Source organism: Pseudomonas sp. ITEM 17296 (genome assembly GCF_028895205.1).
In the GTDB taxonomy this organism is placed as follows: Bacteria; Pseudomonadota; Gammaproteobacteria; order Pseudomonadales; family Pseudomonadaceae; genus Aquipseudomonas; species Aquipseudomonas kermanshahensis.
In genome coordinates this window covers 84,536-100,076 of the sequence record NZ_WJRS01000014.1, presented here as the reverse complement: position 1 = coordinate 100,076, position 15,541 = coordinate 84,536, and the positions used below count along the sequence as shown (strand labels likewise).

Here is a 15,541-nt window from a genome sequence, read left to right as displayed (position 1 = left end):
AAAGTAGGCCCCTCCTGTCGTAACCGCGCTTTTGCGCAATTAGACAGGAGATTTCCCTGCAATTAATCGTTTCAGTGGCGAGTTTCTGAGGCCGTGTCCGTGCCGCCACCCGCAAACAGTTGCGCCACATCGCTTGCATCGAAGAAATAGCGCTCGTTGCAGAACTGGCAATCGATCTCCACCTTGCCACCACACTCCTCGACCAACTGCTTGGCGTCGTGCTCGCCGAGGCTGACCAGCGCATTGCCGGAGCGCTCGCGCGAGCAACTGCAGTGGAAACGCAGGGGTTCGATGTCGAACAGGCGCACGGCGTCTTCGTGGTACAGACGGTGCAGCAAGGTTTCGTTGTCTTCTTGCCACTCTTCAGGCTTGAGTGTCTTGGCCAGAGCTACAACGTGCTGCCAGCTGTCCTCGCGCTCTTCGTCGTCCGGCTGGCGATCACGTGGCAATTGCTGCAACAGCAGGCCGCGGGCCTTGCCATCTTTGGCATCGAGCCAGAAACGGGTGTTGAGCTGTTGCGACTGAACGAAGTAATTGGTGAAGCACTCCGACAGGTTGGCACCGTCCAGGTCCACGGTCCCCTGGTAGCGCTGGCCGTTGACTGGGTCGATGGTCAGCGTCAGATGGCCGTCGGGCATCAGCTGCGCCAAGGTCGCGTCGGCAGGAATCTGATCGGCTTCATAACGGGCCACGCCGCGAATTTCGCGCTCGCCCGAGCATTCCACCATCAGCAGCGGGATCGGCCCCTGAGAACGCGCCTGCAGGATCAGCAGGCCGTCGAACTTCAGGGCACCCACCAGCAATGCGGTGGCGGCCATCAATTCGCCGAGCAGTGCGGCCACGGGTTGGGGGTACGGGTGACGCGCCAGCACTTCGGCATAGCTGCGGTCGAGCCCCACCCACTCACCGCGGATATCGCGGTCGTCGAAGAGGAAACGTTGGGTGAAATCGGTATCCGGCAATTCGCTCATAGGTTCTGGCTATCTAAAAATGATGACAAAATGGTTACACGGCGTTTCGAAATACTGCGAAGCCCGTGGCAGAGCGCTCACAAGGCGCTCCGATTCCTGTTGGCAATAGAGGTATCTTATGGACAATCGACCACTGTTCCAAGCAAGGTGGTCCTTCGGGCCCTTGGCAGCCTGCACACTGCTGCCCATCGCTCTACTGTGTTTCTGGTTATGGCCTTTTGGCCAGATCCTGTGCCTGACTTTCGACGAGTGGCTGTTCCACAGCCTCAATGCGCCGCTGGCCGACAACACCACCTGGCGCTACATCTGGACCCTTGGCAGCCTGCGCCCGTTCGACATCGTGGTCGGGCTGATCCTTCTGGCGGTGCTGATCCGTGGCAACTGGGTGTTCAAAGCCTGCCAGGTGCGTGAGGCGTTTTTCGGCTTTCTGGTGACCCTGATCCTATTAGTGGTGATTCGCGCGCTGTTTTCCAAGTGGGTGGATGCTGCGGGGTGGCAACACAAGAGCCCGTCGATGATCTTCGATGACGTCGTGCACCTCAGTGACTATTACCCGAACCTGGAAGCGGCCTGGGAACTCAAGGACCGCTCCAGCAAGAGTTTCCCGGGCGATCACGCCTCGGTGCTGCTGGTCTGGGCGTTGTTCATGAGCGTGTTCAGCCGTCGCCTGGTGCACTACCTGGTGGTCTGGGGGCTGGCGCTGGTGTTCATGCTGCCACGCTTGGTGGCGGGCGCCCATTGGGGCCAGGACGACTACATCGGCGGGTTGCTGATGGCGGTGCTGGCGTTGGGGTGGAGTTGCTATACGCCTCTGGCGGCCAAAGGCAGTGCGGCGTTGATGCGCTGGACCGCGCCGTTGTTTGCCTTGGCAGGCAGGTTACCGTTGGTCGGTAGATTGGCGGTGGTTCGCTAACAGCGGGGGCCGCTTTGCGGCCCATTCGCAGGCAAGCCAGCTCCTACCTCGATCGCGCTGCCTTAGGGGCCTAGCTATTCAAAGCTACCGTGCAGTTGGTGAATCTGTCGGCGCTGCTTCTTGTTTGGCCGGCCATCGGTGGTCACCCCCATCGCCCCGGCCTTGCGCATTTCAGCAGCCTGTTCGCGGCGGCGCACACTCTCTTCGGTTTCTGCATACAGCGCCTGCGCTTCGGGCGCCCCGCGCCTGACCACCGACAGCGCCTTGACCACCACTGTGCGCTCGTCAAACCCGGTGCGCAGGACAAACTCATCCCCTACCCTCGGTTCCTTGCCCGGCTTGCAGCGTTCGCCCCGGCAATGCACCTTGCCACTTTCGATGGCCGCCTTGGCCAGCGCCCGAGTCTTGTAGAACCGCGCCGCCCATAGCCATTTGTCCAGGCGAACCTTGTCGTCTTCTTCCGCCTTGTGTGCCATCCCGTTACCTCGAATTCTGTCTTTAATCGAACTGTACTACCGTATCTTGCGGATGCAAAAAGTCCACGCCGTGCTTACAGTTCACCACCTTATCCCCTGGGTGCGCTTCGTGAAGACATTTGACCATTTGACTGTGATCGGCCTGCGCGAGTGGGTAGCCCTCCCCGACCTTGGCGTCGCCGGGCTGCGCGCCAAGATCGACACCGGCGCCAGTACGTCCAGCCTGCACGCCACCGAGGTGGAACAGTTCGAACGTGACGGCCAGCCGTGGGTCCGATTTACTGCGCACCTGGGTTCGGTGGTGCAGTTGCGCCACCGACGTTGCGAAGCGCCACTGGTGACCATGAAGACCATCAAGAGCTCCAATGGCCACGCCCAGACCCGCTATGTGATTCGCACATCGCTGGCGCTGGGCGATAGCGTGTGGGAAGTCGAGTTCACCCTGGCCTGTCGCAAAGAGATGCGCTACCGCCTGCTGCTGGGTTCCAAGGCACTTATTCACGGCCACTTGGTGGTCAACCCTGGCCTGAAGTACGTACAAGACAAACCGGCCTTTCCGGCCACCCTTTCCCCTGTCACAGGTGCTGCATGAAGATCGCTGTGCTGTCGCGCAATCCGCGTCTGTATTCCACCCGCCGCCTGGTCGAAGCCGGTACCCAGCGTGGCCACGAAATGGTGGTGATCGATACCCTGCGGGCCTACATGAATATCGCCAGCCACAAGCCGCAGATCCACTATCGCGGCAAGCCACTGGAAGGGTTCGATGCGGTGATCCCGCGCATCGGTGCCTCGGTGACGTTCTATGGCTGCGCGGTGCTGCGCCAGTTCGAAATGATGGGCGTCTACCCGCTCAACGAGTCGGTGGCCATTGCCCGCTCGCGTGACAAGCTGCGCTCGTTGCAGTTGCTGTCGCGCCGTGGCATCGGCCTGCCGATCACCGGTTTCGCCCACTCACCTGACGACATCCCGGACCTGATCCAGATGGTCAACGGCGCGCCCCTGGTGATCAAGGTGCTGGAAGGTACCCAGGGCATTGGCGTGGTGCTGTGCGAAACAACTCAAGCTGCAGAGTCGGTGATTGAGGCGTTCATGGGCCTGAAGCAGAACATCATGGTGCAGGAATACATCAAGGAGGCCGGCGGGGCCGACATTCGCTGCTTTGTGGTGGGTGACAAGGTGATTGCCTCGATGAAGCGTCAGGCCAAGCCCGGCGAGTTTCGCTCCAACCTGCATCGGGGGGGTGTCGCCAGCCTGATCAAGATCACGCCGGAAGAGCGGATTACCGCCATTCGTGCCGCCAAGGTGATGGGGCTGAGCGTGGCGGGGGTGGATATCCTGCGTTCCAACCATGGGCCGTTGGTGATGGAGGTGAATTCGTCGCCGGGGTTGGAAGGGATTGAAGTGACCACCGGCAAGAACGTGGCCGGGATGATCATCGAGCACCTGGAGAAGAATGGCGGGCCGAATCAGACTCGGACCAAGGGTAAGGGCTGAAATGTTGGGGCTGCTTTGCAGCCCATTCGCAGCACAAGGCTGCTCTTACAAGGGACCGCGTAAGCCTTGTAGGAGCAGCCTTGTGCTGCGAATGGGCCGCAAAGCGGCCCTAACAATCACACCGCATTACGCGGCAGCAAAAGCCCCAACGGCAACCTGACCCGCGCCTCGATCCCGCCACCCGACCGGTTGCGCAACTCGACATTCCCGCCATGCTGGGCCGCGATGCGTTTGACGATCGCCAGGCCCAACCCGGTGCCCTTGCCTCCACGGGCACGGTCACCGCGAATGAACGGGTTGAAGATCGTCTCCAGCTCCGACTCGTCGATCCCCGTCCCCCGGTCCAGCACGCTGAGCACCACGTAAGGCGCGCTCTCGTCGCCGGACACATAGGCCGCCACTTCCACGCCCTTGCCGGCATGGTGCAGGGCGTTGCCGATCAGGTTGCCCAACATGCGCTTGAGCGAAACCCGGCGCAGCGGGAACGGCGGAATCGGCTCCAGGCACAGCCGTACACGTTCTTCGGGCTGGTTGTACGGGGCCACCACTTCGCGCACCAGGTCGGCCAGGTCGACCTCTTCCACCGGCTCGTCACGGCCATCGCGAATGAACGCCAGAAACTGGTCCAGAATCGCGTCCATGTCCTCGATATCGCGGACCATGTCATCGCTAAGCTCGTTGTCACTGTCCAGCAGCGAAAGCGACAGGCGCAGCCGCGTCAGCGGTGTACGCAAATCGTGGGAAACCCCTGCCAGCATCAACTCGCGTTCACGCCCGGCCTGCTCGACATCCTCAGCCATCTGGTTGAACGCGCGGTACACCTCGGTCATCTCACTGGGCGTATCGCTGATTGGCAAGCGCACGCTGCGCCCCTGGCCCAGTTGCCGGGCGGCGAATACCAGGCGCTTGAGCGGCTGGTTCAGCTGGCGCACGAAAATCCAGGCAGAGGCGGTGGACAACAGGCCGATGGCCAGGAACCAGCCAAGCACGTTCCAGATCTTCTGCCCACGCAACGGGTGCGGATACAGCGGCACTTTGAGCCAGCCAGGGCCGAGGCTCGGCGCATTGACCCACAACGCCGGTGGCGCATGGATGCGCAGGCGTACTTCAGTGTCATCCCCCAGCTCGGCCTGCATCTGGCGCTGGTAGATCTCGCTGTAAGGCCAGTGCTGCTCGCCTTCCGGCACACCCGAGCCGGTCACCCGGATCAGGCCTGCGGCTTCGGCGATCTTGTCACGGTTCTCTTCATCGGCAGCCCAATAGGCGCGCAAGGTCAATGCCACACCGTGGCTGTACTGACGGTCGACCAGCACATCCTCGTTCATCAACAGGTAAACGAGGGTCAGCGCCTTGGAAAACAGGACGACGATCAGCACCAGCCACAGCGTGCGGGCGAAGAAACTTTGCGGAAACCACAACGGCGTTCTCATGGACGACGCGGCATCATTTGCCGGCGTTTCCGTCCGGCACGAAGACGTACCCTACGCCCCAGACCGTCTGGATGTACCGTGGCTTGGACGGGTCGGGCTCGATCATGCGGCGCAGGCGCGAGATCTGCACGTCGATGGAACGCTCCAGGGCATCCCACTCGCGGCCACGGGCCAGGTTCATCAGTTTGTCGCGGGTCAGCGGTTCACGCGCATGCATGACCAGCGCCTTGAGCACGGCGAACTCACCGGTGGTGAGCATGTGCACTTCGTCGCCGCGTTTAAGCTCGCGGGTGGCCAGCGACAGCTCGTAATCACCGAAGGTGACCGATTCGTCCTCGCTGCCCGGGGCACCCGGGACGCTCGGCGCCTGGCGGCGCAGCACGGCCTTGACCCGGGCCATCAGTTCGTCCGGGTTGAAGGGTTTGCCCAGGTAGTCGTCAGCGCCCAGCTCCAGCCCTTTGATGCGGCTGAGCTCGTCGCCTTTGGCGGTGAGCATGATGATCGGGATCTGGTTGTTCGACTGGCGCAACCGCTTGCAGGCGGACAGGCCGTCTTCGCCCGGCAGCATCAGGTCGAGCACCACCAGGTTGAACACCTCCCGCGCGAGCAGGCGGTCCATCTGTTCGGTGTTGGGCACCGCACGGGCACGGTAGCCCTTGCTGGTGAAGAAACGCTCCAGCAGGCTGCTCAGCCCCGGATCGTCGTCGACGATGAGAATCTTGTCACCTTCAGCGGTGTTTGCAGTGCCGGTCATGAATTACTCCTCTGGTATCGCCGCGCATTATGGCGTAGCCATTGCAACGCGTGCCGTGAGCATTGTTAGCAGATTTTTCCCCCGGCGCCAGTTCCGGGCCGTTCAGGCTGGCTTGGCGCCATCACCGCAAGCCGGTCACGATGGGTATAATGCGCGGCTTTCATCCAGTGCCGTCGGGCTGCAAACCCGCGCGCGGCCCCGTATTCACAATTGTCAGGTGGTTTACATGGACAGCATCAACAGCCGTATCGCCGAGGAACTGGGCGTACGCCCACAACAGGTCGAAGCGGCCGTGGGCCTGTTGGACGAAGGCTCGACCGTGCCCTTCATCGCCCGTTACCGCAAGGAAGTGACCGGCAGCCTGGACGACACCCAACTGCGCCACCTGGAAGAGCGCCTGCGCTACCTGCGCGAACTCGATGAGCGCCGCGCCAGCATCCTGTCCAGCATCGAGGAACAGGGCAAGCTGACCCCGGAACTGGCCCGCGAGATCAAGCTGGCCGACACCAAGACCCGCCTCGAAGACCTTTACCTGCCGTACAAGCAAAAGCGCCGCACCAAGGGCCAGATCGCCCTGGAAGCCGGCCTCGGCGAGCTGGCCGACGGCTTGTTCAACGACCCGCAACTGACCCCGGAAACCGAAGCGGCCCGCTTCGTCGACGCCGAAAAGGGCGTGGCCGATGTCAAGGCGGCGCTGGAAGGCGCGAAATACATCCTCATGGAGCGCTTCGCCGAAGACGCCGCCCTGCTCGACAAGCTGCGCAACTTCCTCAAGCAGGAGTCGGTGCTCAGCGCCCGCGTGGTGGCTGGCAAGGAAGAAGAAGGCGCCAAGTTCCGCGACTACTTCGCCCATGACGAACTGATGCGCAACGCCCCGTCGCACCGTGCCCTGGCGATTTTCCGCGGGCGCAACGAAGGCATCCTGAGCGCCTCGCTCAAAGTCGGTGAAGAACTGCCTGGCACCCTGCACCCGTGCGAAGTGATGATCGGCAACCACGTCGGCGTTGAAAACCGCAGCCGGCCGGCCGACAAGTGGCTAGGTGAAGTGGTGCGCTGGACCTGGAAGGTCAAGCTGTACACCCACCTGGAAACCGACCTGTTCGGCGAACTGCGCGACAACGCCGAAAGCGAGGCGATCAACGTGTTCGCCCACAACCTGCACGACCTGCTGCTGGCCGCCCCGGCTGGCCCGCGCGCCACCTTGGGCTTCGACCCAGGCCTGCGCACCGGTTGCAAGATCGCCGTGGTCGACGCCACCGGCAAACTGCTGGACTACACGACGGTCTACCCGCACGCGCCGAAAAACGACTGGGACCGCACCATTTCCATCATGGCCGCACTGTGCGCCAAGCACTCGGTGGAACTGATCGCCATCGGCAATGGCACCGCCAGCCGCGAAAGCGACAAGCTGGTGGCCGAACTGGTCAAAAAATACCCAGCCCTGAAAATCACCAAGATCATGGTCTCCGAGGCCGGTGCGTCGGTGTACTCGGCATCGGAACTGGCCGCGCGCGAGTTCCCGGACCTGGACGTATCGATCCGCGGCGCCGTGTCGATTGCCCGTCGCCTGCAGGACCCACTGGCAGAGCTGGTGAAGATCGACCCGAAATCCATCGGTGTCGGCCAGTACCAGCACGACGTGTCCCAGCTGAAGCTGGCGCGTGGCCTGGACGCCGTGGTCGAGGACTGCGTGAACGCCGTGGGCGTGGACGTGAACACGGCCTCGGTGGCGCTGCTGACCCGCATCTCCGGCCTCAACGCCACGCTGGCACAGAACATCGTCGCCCACCGCGATGCCAACGGCCCGTTCGCGACCCGTGCAGCGCTGAAAAAGGTCAGCCGCCTCGGTGAGAAAACCTTCGAACAAGCCGCCGGCTTCCTGCGCGTGATGAACGGCGACAACCCGCTGGACGCCTCCGCCGTGCACCCTGAGGCCTACCCGCTGGTGCAGCGCATCGCCGCTGGCACCGACCGCGACATCCGCTCGCTGATCGGCGACAGCAGCTTCCTCAAGCGCCTGGACCCGAAGAAGTTCACCGACGAGTCCTTCGGCCTGCCGACCGTTACCGACATCCTGCAAGAGCTGGACAAGCCCGGCCGCGACCCACGCCCTGAGTTCAAGACCGCCACCTTCCAGGACGGCGTCGAAGACCTCAAGGACCTGGAGCCTGGCATGATCCTGGAAGGCGTGGTCACCAACGTCACCAACTTCGGTGCCTTCGTCGACATCGGCGTGCACCAGGACGGCCTGGTGCACATCTCGGCATTGTCCGAGAAGTTCATCAAAGACCCGCGTGAAGCGGTCAAGGCCGGCGACGTGGTCAAGGTCAAGGTCATGGAAGTGGACATCCCGCGTAAGCGTGTCGGGCTGTCCATGCGCATGGGCGATACCCCGGGCGAGAAGGTCGAAGGCAACCGTGGCGGCGGCCGTGGCAACGGCGGCAATCGCCAGCAGCAGGCCCCGCGCCAGCGTGAAACCGCCACTGCCGCCCCGGCCAACAATGCCATGGCGTCGTTGTTCGCCAACGCCAAGCAGCTGAAGAAGAAGTGATGGACGTCCCGCGCGAATACGTCGAAAGCGCCTTCAGCCAACTGCTTGGCTGCCGCCTGCAACGCCTGGACACAGGCGTTGCCGAAGTGGCCCTGGCGCTCGAGCCGCAACTGCGCAACCGTGGCCAGAAACTGCACGGTGGGGCGATCTTCAGCCTGGTGGACATCGCCATGGGCCTGGCCTGCTCGGCCAGCCATGGCTTCGACCAGCAGAGCGTGACCATCGAATGCAAGATCAACTACATGCGCGCGGTCAGTGATGGCGAGGTGCTGTGCACGGCCCGTGTGCTGCACGCCGGGCGGCGCACGCTGGTGGTCGACGCCGACGTAGTTCAAGGCGACAAACTGGTGGCCAAAGCGCAAGGAACCTTCGCGGTTCTCTAGCTCACCAAGCTGTATCTGCGGTATTTTCAGCTGTGCGCTGGCACTGCTGGAACCGCGTAAACCAGGCGACAACGCCAGTTCCTTTCTTCCTACCCTTGTAGACCGTTATCTCTACCCCCATATTGGGGCGACTGACGCGTGAAGGAATACATCTTGAGCGAACTCCTCAACCGCCGCCTGAGCCTGCTCGGCGCAAATCTCCCCCTGCTCAAGCAGTGCCTGCACGGTATTGAGCGAGAATGCCTGCGCGTGACCGATGAAGGTCGCCTGGCCCAGACCCCGCACCCTGAGGCCTTGGGTTCGGCGCTGACCAACGAGCAGATCACCACCGATTATTCCGAGTCGCTGCTGGAGTTCATCACCCCGGCCCTGGCGGACCCGGCCCAGGTGCTCGAGAACCTCGACGAGATCCACCGCTTCGTCTACACCAAGCTGGGTAGCGAATACCTGTGGAGCCCGTCGATGCCCTGCGCGTTGCCGGCCGAGGAAGACATCCCGATTGCCGAATACGGCAGCTCGAACATCGGCAAGCTCAAGCACGTGTACCGCAAAGGCCTGGCCCTGCGCTATGGCCGCACCATGCAATGCATCGCCGGTATCCATTACAACTTCTCGCTGCCTGAAGCGTTGTGGCCATTGCTGCGCGCAAGCGAAGGCAGCGCAGAAGAGGCGCGCGATTATCAGTCGTCGGCCTACATCGCGCTGATCCGCAACTTCCGCCGCTACAGCTGGCTTTTGATGTACCTGTTCGGCGCTTCGCCGACCCTGGACAAAGGCTTCCTGCGTGGCCGCCCGCACCAGCTCGAAGAACTCGATGCCGAAACGTTGTTCCTGCCCTACGCCACCAGCCTGCGCATGAGCGACCTGGGTTACCAGAGCAACGCCCAGGCCGGCCTCACGCCGTGCTACAACAACCTGGCCAGCTACACCGACAGCCTGCGCAAGGCGGTGGGCACGCCCTACCCGCCTTACGTCGAGGTCGGTACGCACGTGGATGGCGAGTGGGTGCAGTTGAACACCAACATCCTGCAAATCGAGAACGAGTACTACTCGAACATCCGCCCCAAGCGTGTCACCTACACCGGCGAGCGGCCGATCCAGGCGCTGACGTCCCGTGGCGTGCAGTACGTCGAAGTGCGCTGCCTGGACATCAACCCGTTCCTGCCGGTCGGGATCGACCTGACCGAAGCGCGTTTCCTCGATGCCTTCCTGCTGTTCTGTGCGCTCGAAGAAAGCCCGCAACTGGACAACGGCGAGTGTGGCCAGTGCACCAGCAACTTCCTGACCGTAGTCAAAGAAGGCCGTCGCCCAGGCTTGGAACTACACCGTGATGGTCAGCCCATCGCGCTGAAAACCTGGGCTACCGAGTTGATCACTCGCATTGGCCAACTGGCCGAGCTGCTCGACCGCGCCCACGGCGGCGACGCACATGCCAACGCCCTGCAGGAGCAACAGGCCAAGGTCGACGACGCCTCGCTGACCCCATCGGCCCAAGTCCTGGCACGCATGACCGAACATGACGAAAGTTTTGTCCAGTTCTCGCTGCGCCAGAGCCGCGTTCACGCCGAGCGCTTCCGCGAGCAACCGCTAAGCAGCGAACGCCAGCAGGCCTTCGAAACGCTCGCCCGCGAGTCGCTGGCCAAACAGGCCGAGCTTGAGCAGACCGAAGTCGGCGACTTCGACCTGTTCGTCGGCGCCTACCAGGCCAGCATCCTGGCGATCAGCAACTGATGAGCCGCACCGCCTCCCCGCGCAAGCCGCGCGCCAGCAGCCAGGCCAGGATCGAGACGATCCTGGCGGCCGCGCGCGAGCTGCTTGCCGAGCTGGGGGTGGCGGGGTTGTCGATCTACAGCGTGGCCGAGCGGGCGCAGATACCCCCTTCGTCGGTGTACCACTTCTTCGCCAGCGTCCCAGCCCTGCTGGAGGCGTTGACCGCCGACGTGCACCGGGCGTTTCGCGAGGCGCTGAGTGCACCGATCGACAGCAGTACGCTGACGACCTGGCATGAACTGTCACGGTTGATCGAGCAACGCATGCTGGATATCTACAACGGGGATGCCGCGGCGCGTCAGTTGATCCTGGCGCAGCATGGCCTGAGCGAAGTGGTGCAAGCTGACCGGCAGCACGACATGGAGCTGGGCGACCTGATGTACAAGCTGTTCGACCAGCATTTTCACTTGCCGGTGATGCCTGCGGATGTGGATGTGTTTGCCCTGGCCATGGAGCTGAGCGACCGGGTGTATGCGCGGTCGGTGCAGTTGCATGAACAGATCACGGCGCGTATGGCCGAGGAAGGCAAGCGAGTGTTCGAGGCGTATCTGGGGCTTTACTTGCCGCCGTTTCTGGCTAAGCGTTTGGGTTGAAATGGTTGGGGCCGCTTTGCGGCCCTTCGCGGGACCAGCCCGCTCCCACATGGGATTCGATCTCCTGATGGGAATTCGATCTCCTGTAGGAGCGGGCTTGCCCGCGAAGGGCTGCAGAGCAGCCCCCTTCAACACCAGAATCACAGCTTGGCGATGGACACTTCTGTCGACTTCACAAAGGCAATCACTTCACTGCCCACCTGCAGCTCCAGCTCACGCACGGAGCGGGTGGTGATCACCGAGGTGACAACGCCGGAGGCGGTCTGCACGTCGATTTCCGACAGTACCGGGCCTTCGAGGATTTCTTTCACGGTGCCTTTGAACTGGTTGCGAACGTTGATGGCTTTGATAGTCATGGCTTGATTCCTTCTCTTTGGCTTCAGTCGGGTAAGTGAGTCATTCAGTGCGCCCAACGCAGTTGCGTGGGCAAAGGGGCTACAGGATCCGGCTCAGGCGCAGTGCCCGGGGCCGACAGAACACGGTTGAGCACTTCGCTTTCCAGCGCCGCCAAACGGTGCGAACCACGCGACCTTGGCCGTGCCAGATCGACAGTGAGGTCGAGCCCGACCTCGCCGTCTTCGATCAAGATCACCCGGTCCGCCACGGCAACCGCCTCGCTGACATCGTGGGTAACCAGCAACACGGTGAACCCGTGCTGACGCCAGAGGCGTTCGATCAATTGCTGCATTTCGATACGGGTCAATGCATCCAGGGCACCCAGCGGCTCGTCCAGCAACAGCAGACGCGGCTGATGAATCAGTGCCCGCGCCAGGGCCACCCGTTGCTTCTGGCCACCGGAGAGTGCTGCCGGCCACTCGTTGGCGCGGTCGGCCAGGCCGACTGCTTCCAGCGCATCCAGCGCACGTGGCCGCCAGTTGCCAGACAAGCCCAGGCCGACGTTGTCGATCACCTTCTTCCACGGCAACAGGCGCGCGTCCTGGAACATCAGCCGGGTTTCTTCGCGGGCTTCGGCCAAGGGTGCGGCACCGGCCAGCAATTCACCGGCGCTGGGCTGGTCGAGGCCGGCCAGCAAACGCAGCAAAGTGCTCTTGCCGCAGCCGCTGCGGCCAACGATGGCGACGAACTGGCCGGCCGGGATGTGCAGGTCGATGCCTTTGAGCACTTCACGCTGGCCAAAGGTTTTACGCAGGCCGTTGGATGCCAGGGGGATGCCACGCAGCAGGCGTGGCGGCTGTTCCTTGAGCACGGTCATGCGCCCTCCTTCTTGGCCACTTGATAGGCCGGGTGCCAGCGCAGCCAGACACGTTCCAGGCCGCGGGCGGCGAGGTCAGCGAGCTTGCCAAGCACGGCGTACAGGACGATGGCCAAGACCACCACGTCGGTCTGCAGGAACTCACGGGCGTTCATCGCCAGGTAACCGATACCGGCATTCGCCGAGATGGTTTCTGCCACGATCAGGGTCAGCCACATGAAGCCCAGGGCGAAGCGCACGCCCACCAGGATCGAGGGCAATGCACCTGGCAGGATCACCTGACGGAACAGGCCGAAACCGGACAGGCCATAGCTGCGCGCCATCTCCACCAGGGCCGGGTCAACGTTGCGGATACCGTGGTAGGTGTTGAGGTAGATCGGGAACAACGTACCCAGGGCGACCAAAAAAATCTTTGCCGACTCATCGATACCGAACCACAGGATCACCAGTGGGATCAGCGCCAGGTGAGGCACGTTGCGGATCATCTGCACCGAGCTGTCGAGCAGGCGTTCGCCCCAGTTCGACAGGCCAGTGATAAAGCCCAGCGCCAGGCCGATGCTGCCGCCGATGACGAAGCCCAGCCCGGCACGCCAGCCACTGATGGCCAGGTGGGTCCAGATCTCGCCGCTGCGCACCAGCTCGACACCCGCGCTGACCACCGCGCTCGGCGCTGGCAGGATGCGGGTCGACAGCCAGCCCGCGCTGACCGCCAGCTGCCAGGCCGCCAGCAGCAGTACCGGCAGTGCCCATGGGGCCAGGCGCTGGGCCAAGGTAGAAGAAGTTGCACGACTCATGGCCCGGCCCTCAGCTCTGCGACACGGACTTGGGCAGGATATCGTTGGCCACCATCTCGCCGAACGGGCTCACGTAACCGGTACTTTTCGGTTGTTCCGGGCGCTGTACGTCGAGGTGCGGGAATAGCAGCTCGGCAACGCGGTAGGACTCTTCAAGGTGTGGATAACCCGAGAAGATGAAGGTATCGATGCCCAGCTCGGCGTATTCCTTGACCCGCGCAGCCACGGTAGGGCCATCGCCGACCAGCGCGGTACCGGCGCCGCCGCGTACCAGGCCGACACCCGCCCACAGGTTGGGGCTGACTTCCAGGTTGTCGCGGTTGCCGCCGTGCAGGGCAGCCATGCGCTGCTGGCCGACCGAGTCGAAACGCGCCAGCGAGGCCTGGGCACGGGCGATGGTTTCGTCGTCCAGGTGCGAGATCAGGCGGTCAGCGGCGGCCCAGGCTTCTTCATTGGTTTCACGCACGATCACGTGCAGGCGGATACCGAAGCGCACTTCGCGGCCTTGGGCGGCCGCCTTTTCGCGCACCTGGGCTATTTTTTCGGCAACAGCGGCCGGTGGCTCGCCCCAGGTCAGGTACAGCTCGACCTGCTCGGCCGCCAGGTCTTGCGCGGCTTCGGACGAGCCGCCGAAGTACAGCGGCGGACGCGGTTGCTGAACTGGCGGATAGAGCAGTTTGGCGCCCTTCACCTGGATGTGCTTGCCGTCGTAGTCGACGTTTTCGCCTTCCAGCACCTTGCGCCAGATACGGGTGAACTCGACCGAGGCTTCGTAGCGCTCTTCGTGGCTCAGGTGCAGGCCGTCACCGGCCAGTTCGTCCGGGTCGCCACCGGTGACCAGGTTGAACAGCGCACGGCCGTTGGACAGGCGGTCCAGGGTCGCGGCCTGGCGCGCCGCCACGGTCGGCGAAATGATGCCGGGGCGCAGAGCAACCAGAAACTTCAGGCGCTGGGTGACAGGGATCAACGACGCAGCCACCAGCCAGGAATCCTCGCAGGAACGCCCGGTAGGGATCAGCACCCCACCAAAACCAAGGCGGTCGGCAGCCTGGGCAATTTGCTGCAGGTAGCCGTGATCGACTGCACGGGCGCCATCGGAGGTGCCCAGGTACTTGCCGTCACCGTGTGTGGGAAGAAACCAGAAAATGTTAAGGCTCATTGGAGTTGTCTCCTCAAGGGTGGCTCAAGCCGGAGCAACGCCCCGGCGCAGGCAATTCAATCAAGGCGCACTGGCGACCTTGGCCGGGGGTGTCCAGATCACGTCCTTGATGCTCAGCGGCTTGGGAATAAGCTTCAGCGCCTGGAACGTGTCGGCGATCTTCTGTTGTGCGGCCACCACCTCAGGGGTGAGCGGCGCAGCGCCGTAGCCTTGGCGCTTGACCGAGGTCAGGGTGATGTCGGCAGGCAGCCCAAGCAGGGGCGCGACCTGATCGGTGACCTCCTGCGGGTTGGCCTGGGACCACTCGCCCACGGCACGCACTTCATCGATCAAGGTGCTGATCACGGCAGGGTGCTGGGTGGCATAGTCACGGGTGGCGAGATAGAACTGATGGTTGTCGACCAGGCCTTTGCCGTCACGCAGGGTACGTGCCTGCAGCTGTTTCTCGGCGGCGGCCTGGTACGGGTCCCAGATCACCCAAGCATCGACGCTGCCACGCTCGAATGCCGCGCGGGCATCGGCTGGTGGCAGGTAGACCGGTTGAATGTCGCTGTATTTGAGGCCTGCATCTTCCAGGGCACGCACCAGCAGGTAGTGGACGTTGGAGCCCTTGTTGAGGACGACTTTCTTGCCTTTGAGGTCTTTCACCGACTGGATCGACGAGCCCTTCGGCACCAGGATCGCTTCGCTGTGCGGCGCCGGTGGCTCGTAGGCCACGTAGAGCAGGTCGGCGCCGGCAGCCTGAGCGAATACCGGCGGCGTTTCGCCGGTGACGCCGAAGTCGATGGAGCCGACGTTCAGGCCTTCGAGCAACTGCGGGCCACCGGGGAATTCGGTCCACTGCACCTGCACGCCCTGCTCGGCCAGGCGCTTCTCCAGCGTGCCTTTGGCCTTGAGCAGCACCAGGGTGCCGTATTTCTGATAACCGATGCGCAGGCTCTCGGCCTGGGCTTGGGTGATGGCGCCGAAGGACACAGCCGCCGCAAACAGGGCGACCAGACCACGACGCAAGAAGACTGTGCGCATGGCGCTCTCCTGTG

16 protein-coding genes are annotated in these 15,541 nt (G+C 63.2%); 7 read left to right on the top strand and 9 right to left on the bottom strand.

Annotated elements, in window-relative coordinates:
- Window positions 1-71 precede the first annotated feature (71 nt).
- Window positions 72-971 (bottom strand): Hsp33 family molecular chaperone HslO, encoded by a 900-nt coding sequence (gene hslO / locus GIB19_RS16825; protein ID WP_027595192.1) that lies wholly within the window; start codon window positions 969-971, stop codon window positions 72-74.
- A 118-nt stretch (window positions 972-1,089) separates the two neighbouring features.
- Between hslO and GIB19_RS16820 the strand changes: the two genes are divergently transcribed.
- Window positions 1,090-1,884, top strand: coding sequence for a phosphatase PAP2 family protein (locus GIB19_RS16820; protein ID WP_186681863.1), 795 nt, complete (start codon window positions 1,090-1,092; stop codon window positions 1,882-1,884).
- A gap of 74 nt (window positions 1,885-1,958) precedes the next feature.
- Here the strand turns inward: GIB19_RS16820 and GIB19_RS16815 are convergent, their stop codons facing one another.
- Entirely contained in the window at window positions 1,959-2,360 is a 402-nt protein-coding gene (locus GIB19_RS16815; RefSeq protein WP_099428071.1) for an RNA-binding S4 domain-containing protein, read from the bottom strand.
- A gap of 109 nt (window positions 2,361-2,469) precedes the next feature.
- Between GIB19_RS16815 and rimB the strand changes: the two genes are divergently transcribed.
- Together rimB and rimK are read left to right on the top strand one after the other, a co-directional pair.
- Window positions 2,470-2,952: a retropepsin-like aspartic endopeptidase RimB gene (gene rimB, locus GIB19_RS16810; protein WP_027595189.1), complete on the top strand. Its 483-nt coding sequence runs from the start codon at window positions 2,470-2,472 to the stop codon at window positions 2,950-2,952.
- Entirely contained in the window at window positions 2,949-3,854 is a 906-nt protein-coding gene (rimK, locus tag GIB19_RS16805; RefSeq protein WP_012316721.1) for a 30S ribosomal protein S6--L-glutamate ligase, read from the top strand. The genes rimB and rimK overlap by 4 nt, the downstream gene beginning before the upstream one ends.
- Before the next feature lie 116 nt (window positions 3,855-3,970).
- Here rimK and GIB19_RS16800 read toward each other — a convergent pair whose 3' ends face one another.
- Together GIB19_RS16800 and ompR are read right to left on the bottom strand one after the other, a co-directional pair.
- Window positions 3,971-5,284, bottom strand: coding sequence for an ATP-binding protein (locus GIB19_RS16800; protein ID WP_274887249.1), 1,314 nt, complete (start codon window positions 5,282-5,284; stop codon window positions 3,971-3,973).
- 13 nt (window positions 5,285-5,297) lie between these two features.
- Window positions 5,298-6,038: an osmolarity response regulator transcription factor OmpR gene (gene ompR / locus GIB19_RS16795; RefSeq protein WP_085273867.1), complete on the bottom strand. Its 741-nt coding sequence runs from the start codon at window positions 6,036-6,038 to the stop codon at window positions 5,298-5,300.
- 226 nt (window positions 6,039-6,264) lie between these two features.
- Between ompR and GIB19_RS16790 the strand changes: the two genes are divergently transcribed.
- The 4 genes from GIB19_RS16790 to GIB19_RS16775 all read left to right on the top strand — a co-directional run bounded on the left by GIB19_RS16790 (window position 6,265) and on the right by GIB19_RS16775 (window position 11,335).
- The gene (locus GIB19_RS16790; protein WP_274887248.1) at window positions 6,265-8,589 is read left to right on the top strand and encodes a Tex family protein; all 2,325 of its coding nucleotides are present in this window, start codon (window positions 6,265-6,267) and stop codon (window positions 8,587-8,589) included.
- Window positions 8,589-8,972 carry a PaaI family thioesterase gene (locus GIB19_RS16785; protein WP_050580765.1) on the top strand — a complete coding sequence of 128 codons (384 nt, stop codon included), beginning with the start codon at window positions 8,589-8,591 and terminating at the stop codon, window positions 8,970-8,972. The genes GIB19_RS16790 and GIB19_RS16785 overlap by 1 nt, the downstream gene beginning before the upstream one ends.
- 153 nt (window positions 8,973-9,125) lie before the next feature.
- Window positions 9,126-10,703, top strand: a complete 1,578-nt coding sequence (gshA, locus tag GIB19_RS16780; RefSeq protein WP_420832924.1) for a glutamate--cysteine ligase — start codon at window positions 9,126-9,128, stop codon at window positions 10,701-10,703.
- Window positions 10,703-11,335, top strand: a complete 633-nt coding sequence (locus GIB19_RS16775) for a TetR/AcrR family transcriptional regulator (protein WP_027595184.1) — start codon at window positions 10,703-10,705, stop codon at window positions 11,333-11,335. Before gshA ends, GIB19_RS16775 begins: the two co-directional genes overlap by 1 nt.
- Before the next feature lie 140 nt (window positions 11,336-11,475).
- Here the strand turns inward: GIB19_RS16775 and GIB19_RS16770 are convergent, their stop codons facing one another.
- The 5 genes from GIB19_RS16770 to GIB19_RS16750 are packed head-to-tail and all read right to left on the bottom strand — an operon-like array spanning window position 11,476 to window position 15,527.
- A complete protein-coding gene (locus tag GIB19_RS16770; RefSeq protein ID WP_027595183.1) occupies window positions 11,476-11,691 on the bottom strand; it encodes a TOBE domain-containing protein in 216 nt (71 codons plus the stop codon).
- Window positions 11,692-11,735: 44 nt separating this feature from the next.
- On the bottom strand, window positions 11,736-12,548 hold the full coding sequence (gene ssuB, locus GIB19_RS16765) for an aliphatic sulfonates ABC transporter ATP-binding protein (RefSeq protein WP_027595182.1): 813 nt from the start codon (window positions 12,546-12,548) through the stop codon (window positions 11,736-11,738).
- A complete protein-coding gene (gene ssuC, locus GIB19_RS16760) occupies window positions 12,545-13,342 on the bottom strand; it encodes an aliphatic sulfonate ABC transporter permease SsuC (protein ID WP_027595181.1) in 798 nt (265 codons plus the stop codon). Before ssuC ends, ssuB begins: the two co-directional genes overlap by 4 nt.
- A 10-nt stretch (window positions 13,343-13,352) precedes the next feature.
- Window positions 13,353-14,501, bottom strand: coding sequence for an FMNH2-dependent alkanesulfonate monooxygenase (ssuD, locus tag GIB19_RS16755; RefSeq protein WP_099428069.1), 1,149 nt, complete (start codon window positions 14,499-14,501; stop codon window positions 13,353-13,355).
- 60 nt (window positions 14,502-14,561) lie between these two features.
- A complete protein-coding gene (locus GIB19_RS16750) occupies window positions 14,562-15,527 on the bottom strand; it encodes a sulfonate ABC transporter substrate-binding protein (RefSeq protein ID WP_027595179.1) in 966 nt (321 codons plus the stop codon).
- Window positions 15,528-15,541 lie beyond the last annotated feature (14 nt).

Coding starts and splice junctions, on each gene's coding strand:
- GIB19_RS16785 (WP_050580765.1), top strand. CDS start 8,589: ATGGACGTCCCGCGCGAATACGTCGAAAGCGCCTTCAGCCAACTGCTT.
- GIB19_RS16770 (WP_027595183.1), bottom strand. CDS start 11,691: ATGACTATCAAAGCCATCAACGTTCGCAACCAGTTCAAAGGCACCGTG.
- hslO (WP_027595192.1), bottom strand. CDS start 971: ATGAGCGAATTGCCGGATACCGATTTCACCCAACGTTTCCTCTTCGAC.
- GIB19_RS16815 (WP_099428071.1), bottom strand. CDS start 2,360: ATGGCACACAAGGCGGAAGAAGACGACAAGGTTCGCCTGGACAAATGG.
- GIB19_RS16800 (WP_274887249.1), bottom strand. CDS start 5,284: ATGAGAACGCCGTTGTGGTTTCCGCAAAGTTTCTTCGCCCGCACGCTG.
- ssuD (WP_099428069.1), bottom strand. CDS start 14,501: ATGAGCCTTAACATTTTCTGGTTTCTTCCCACACACGGTGACGGCAAG.
- ssuC (WP_027595181.1), bottom strand. CDS start 13,342: ATGAGTCGTGCAACTTCTTCTACCTTGGCCCAGCGCCTGGCCCCATGG.
- GIB19_RS16790 (WP_274887248.1), top strand. CDS start 6,265: ATGGACAGCATCAACAGCCGTATCGCCGAGGAACTGGGCGTACGCCCA.
- rimK (WP_012316721.1), top strand. CDS start 2,949: ATGAAGATCGCTGTGCTGTCGCGCAATCCGCGTCTGTATTCCACCCGC.
- ompR (WP_085273867.1), bottom strand. CDS start 6,038: ATGACCGGCACTGCAAACACCGCTGAAGGTGACAAGATTCTCATCGTC.
- GIB19_RS16820 (WP_186681863.1), top strand. CDS start 1,090: ATGGACAATCGACCACTGTTCCAAGCAAGGTGGTCCTTCGGGCCCTTG.
- GIB19_RS16750 (WP_027595179.1), bottom strand. CDS start 15,527: ATGCGCACAGTCTTCTTGCGTCGTGGTCTGGTCGCCCTGTTTGCGGCG.
- ssuB (WP_027595182.1), bottom strand. CDS start 12,548: ATGACCGTGCTCAAGGAACAGCCGCCACGCCTGCTGCGTGGCATCCCC.
- GIB19_RS16775 (WP_027595184.1), top strand. CDS start 10,703: ATGAGCCGCACCGCCTCCCCGCGCAAGCCGCGCGCCAGCAGCCAGGCC.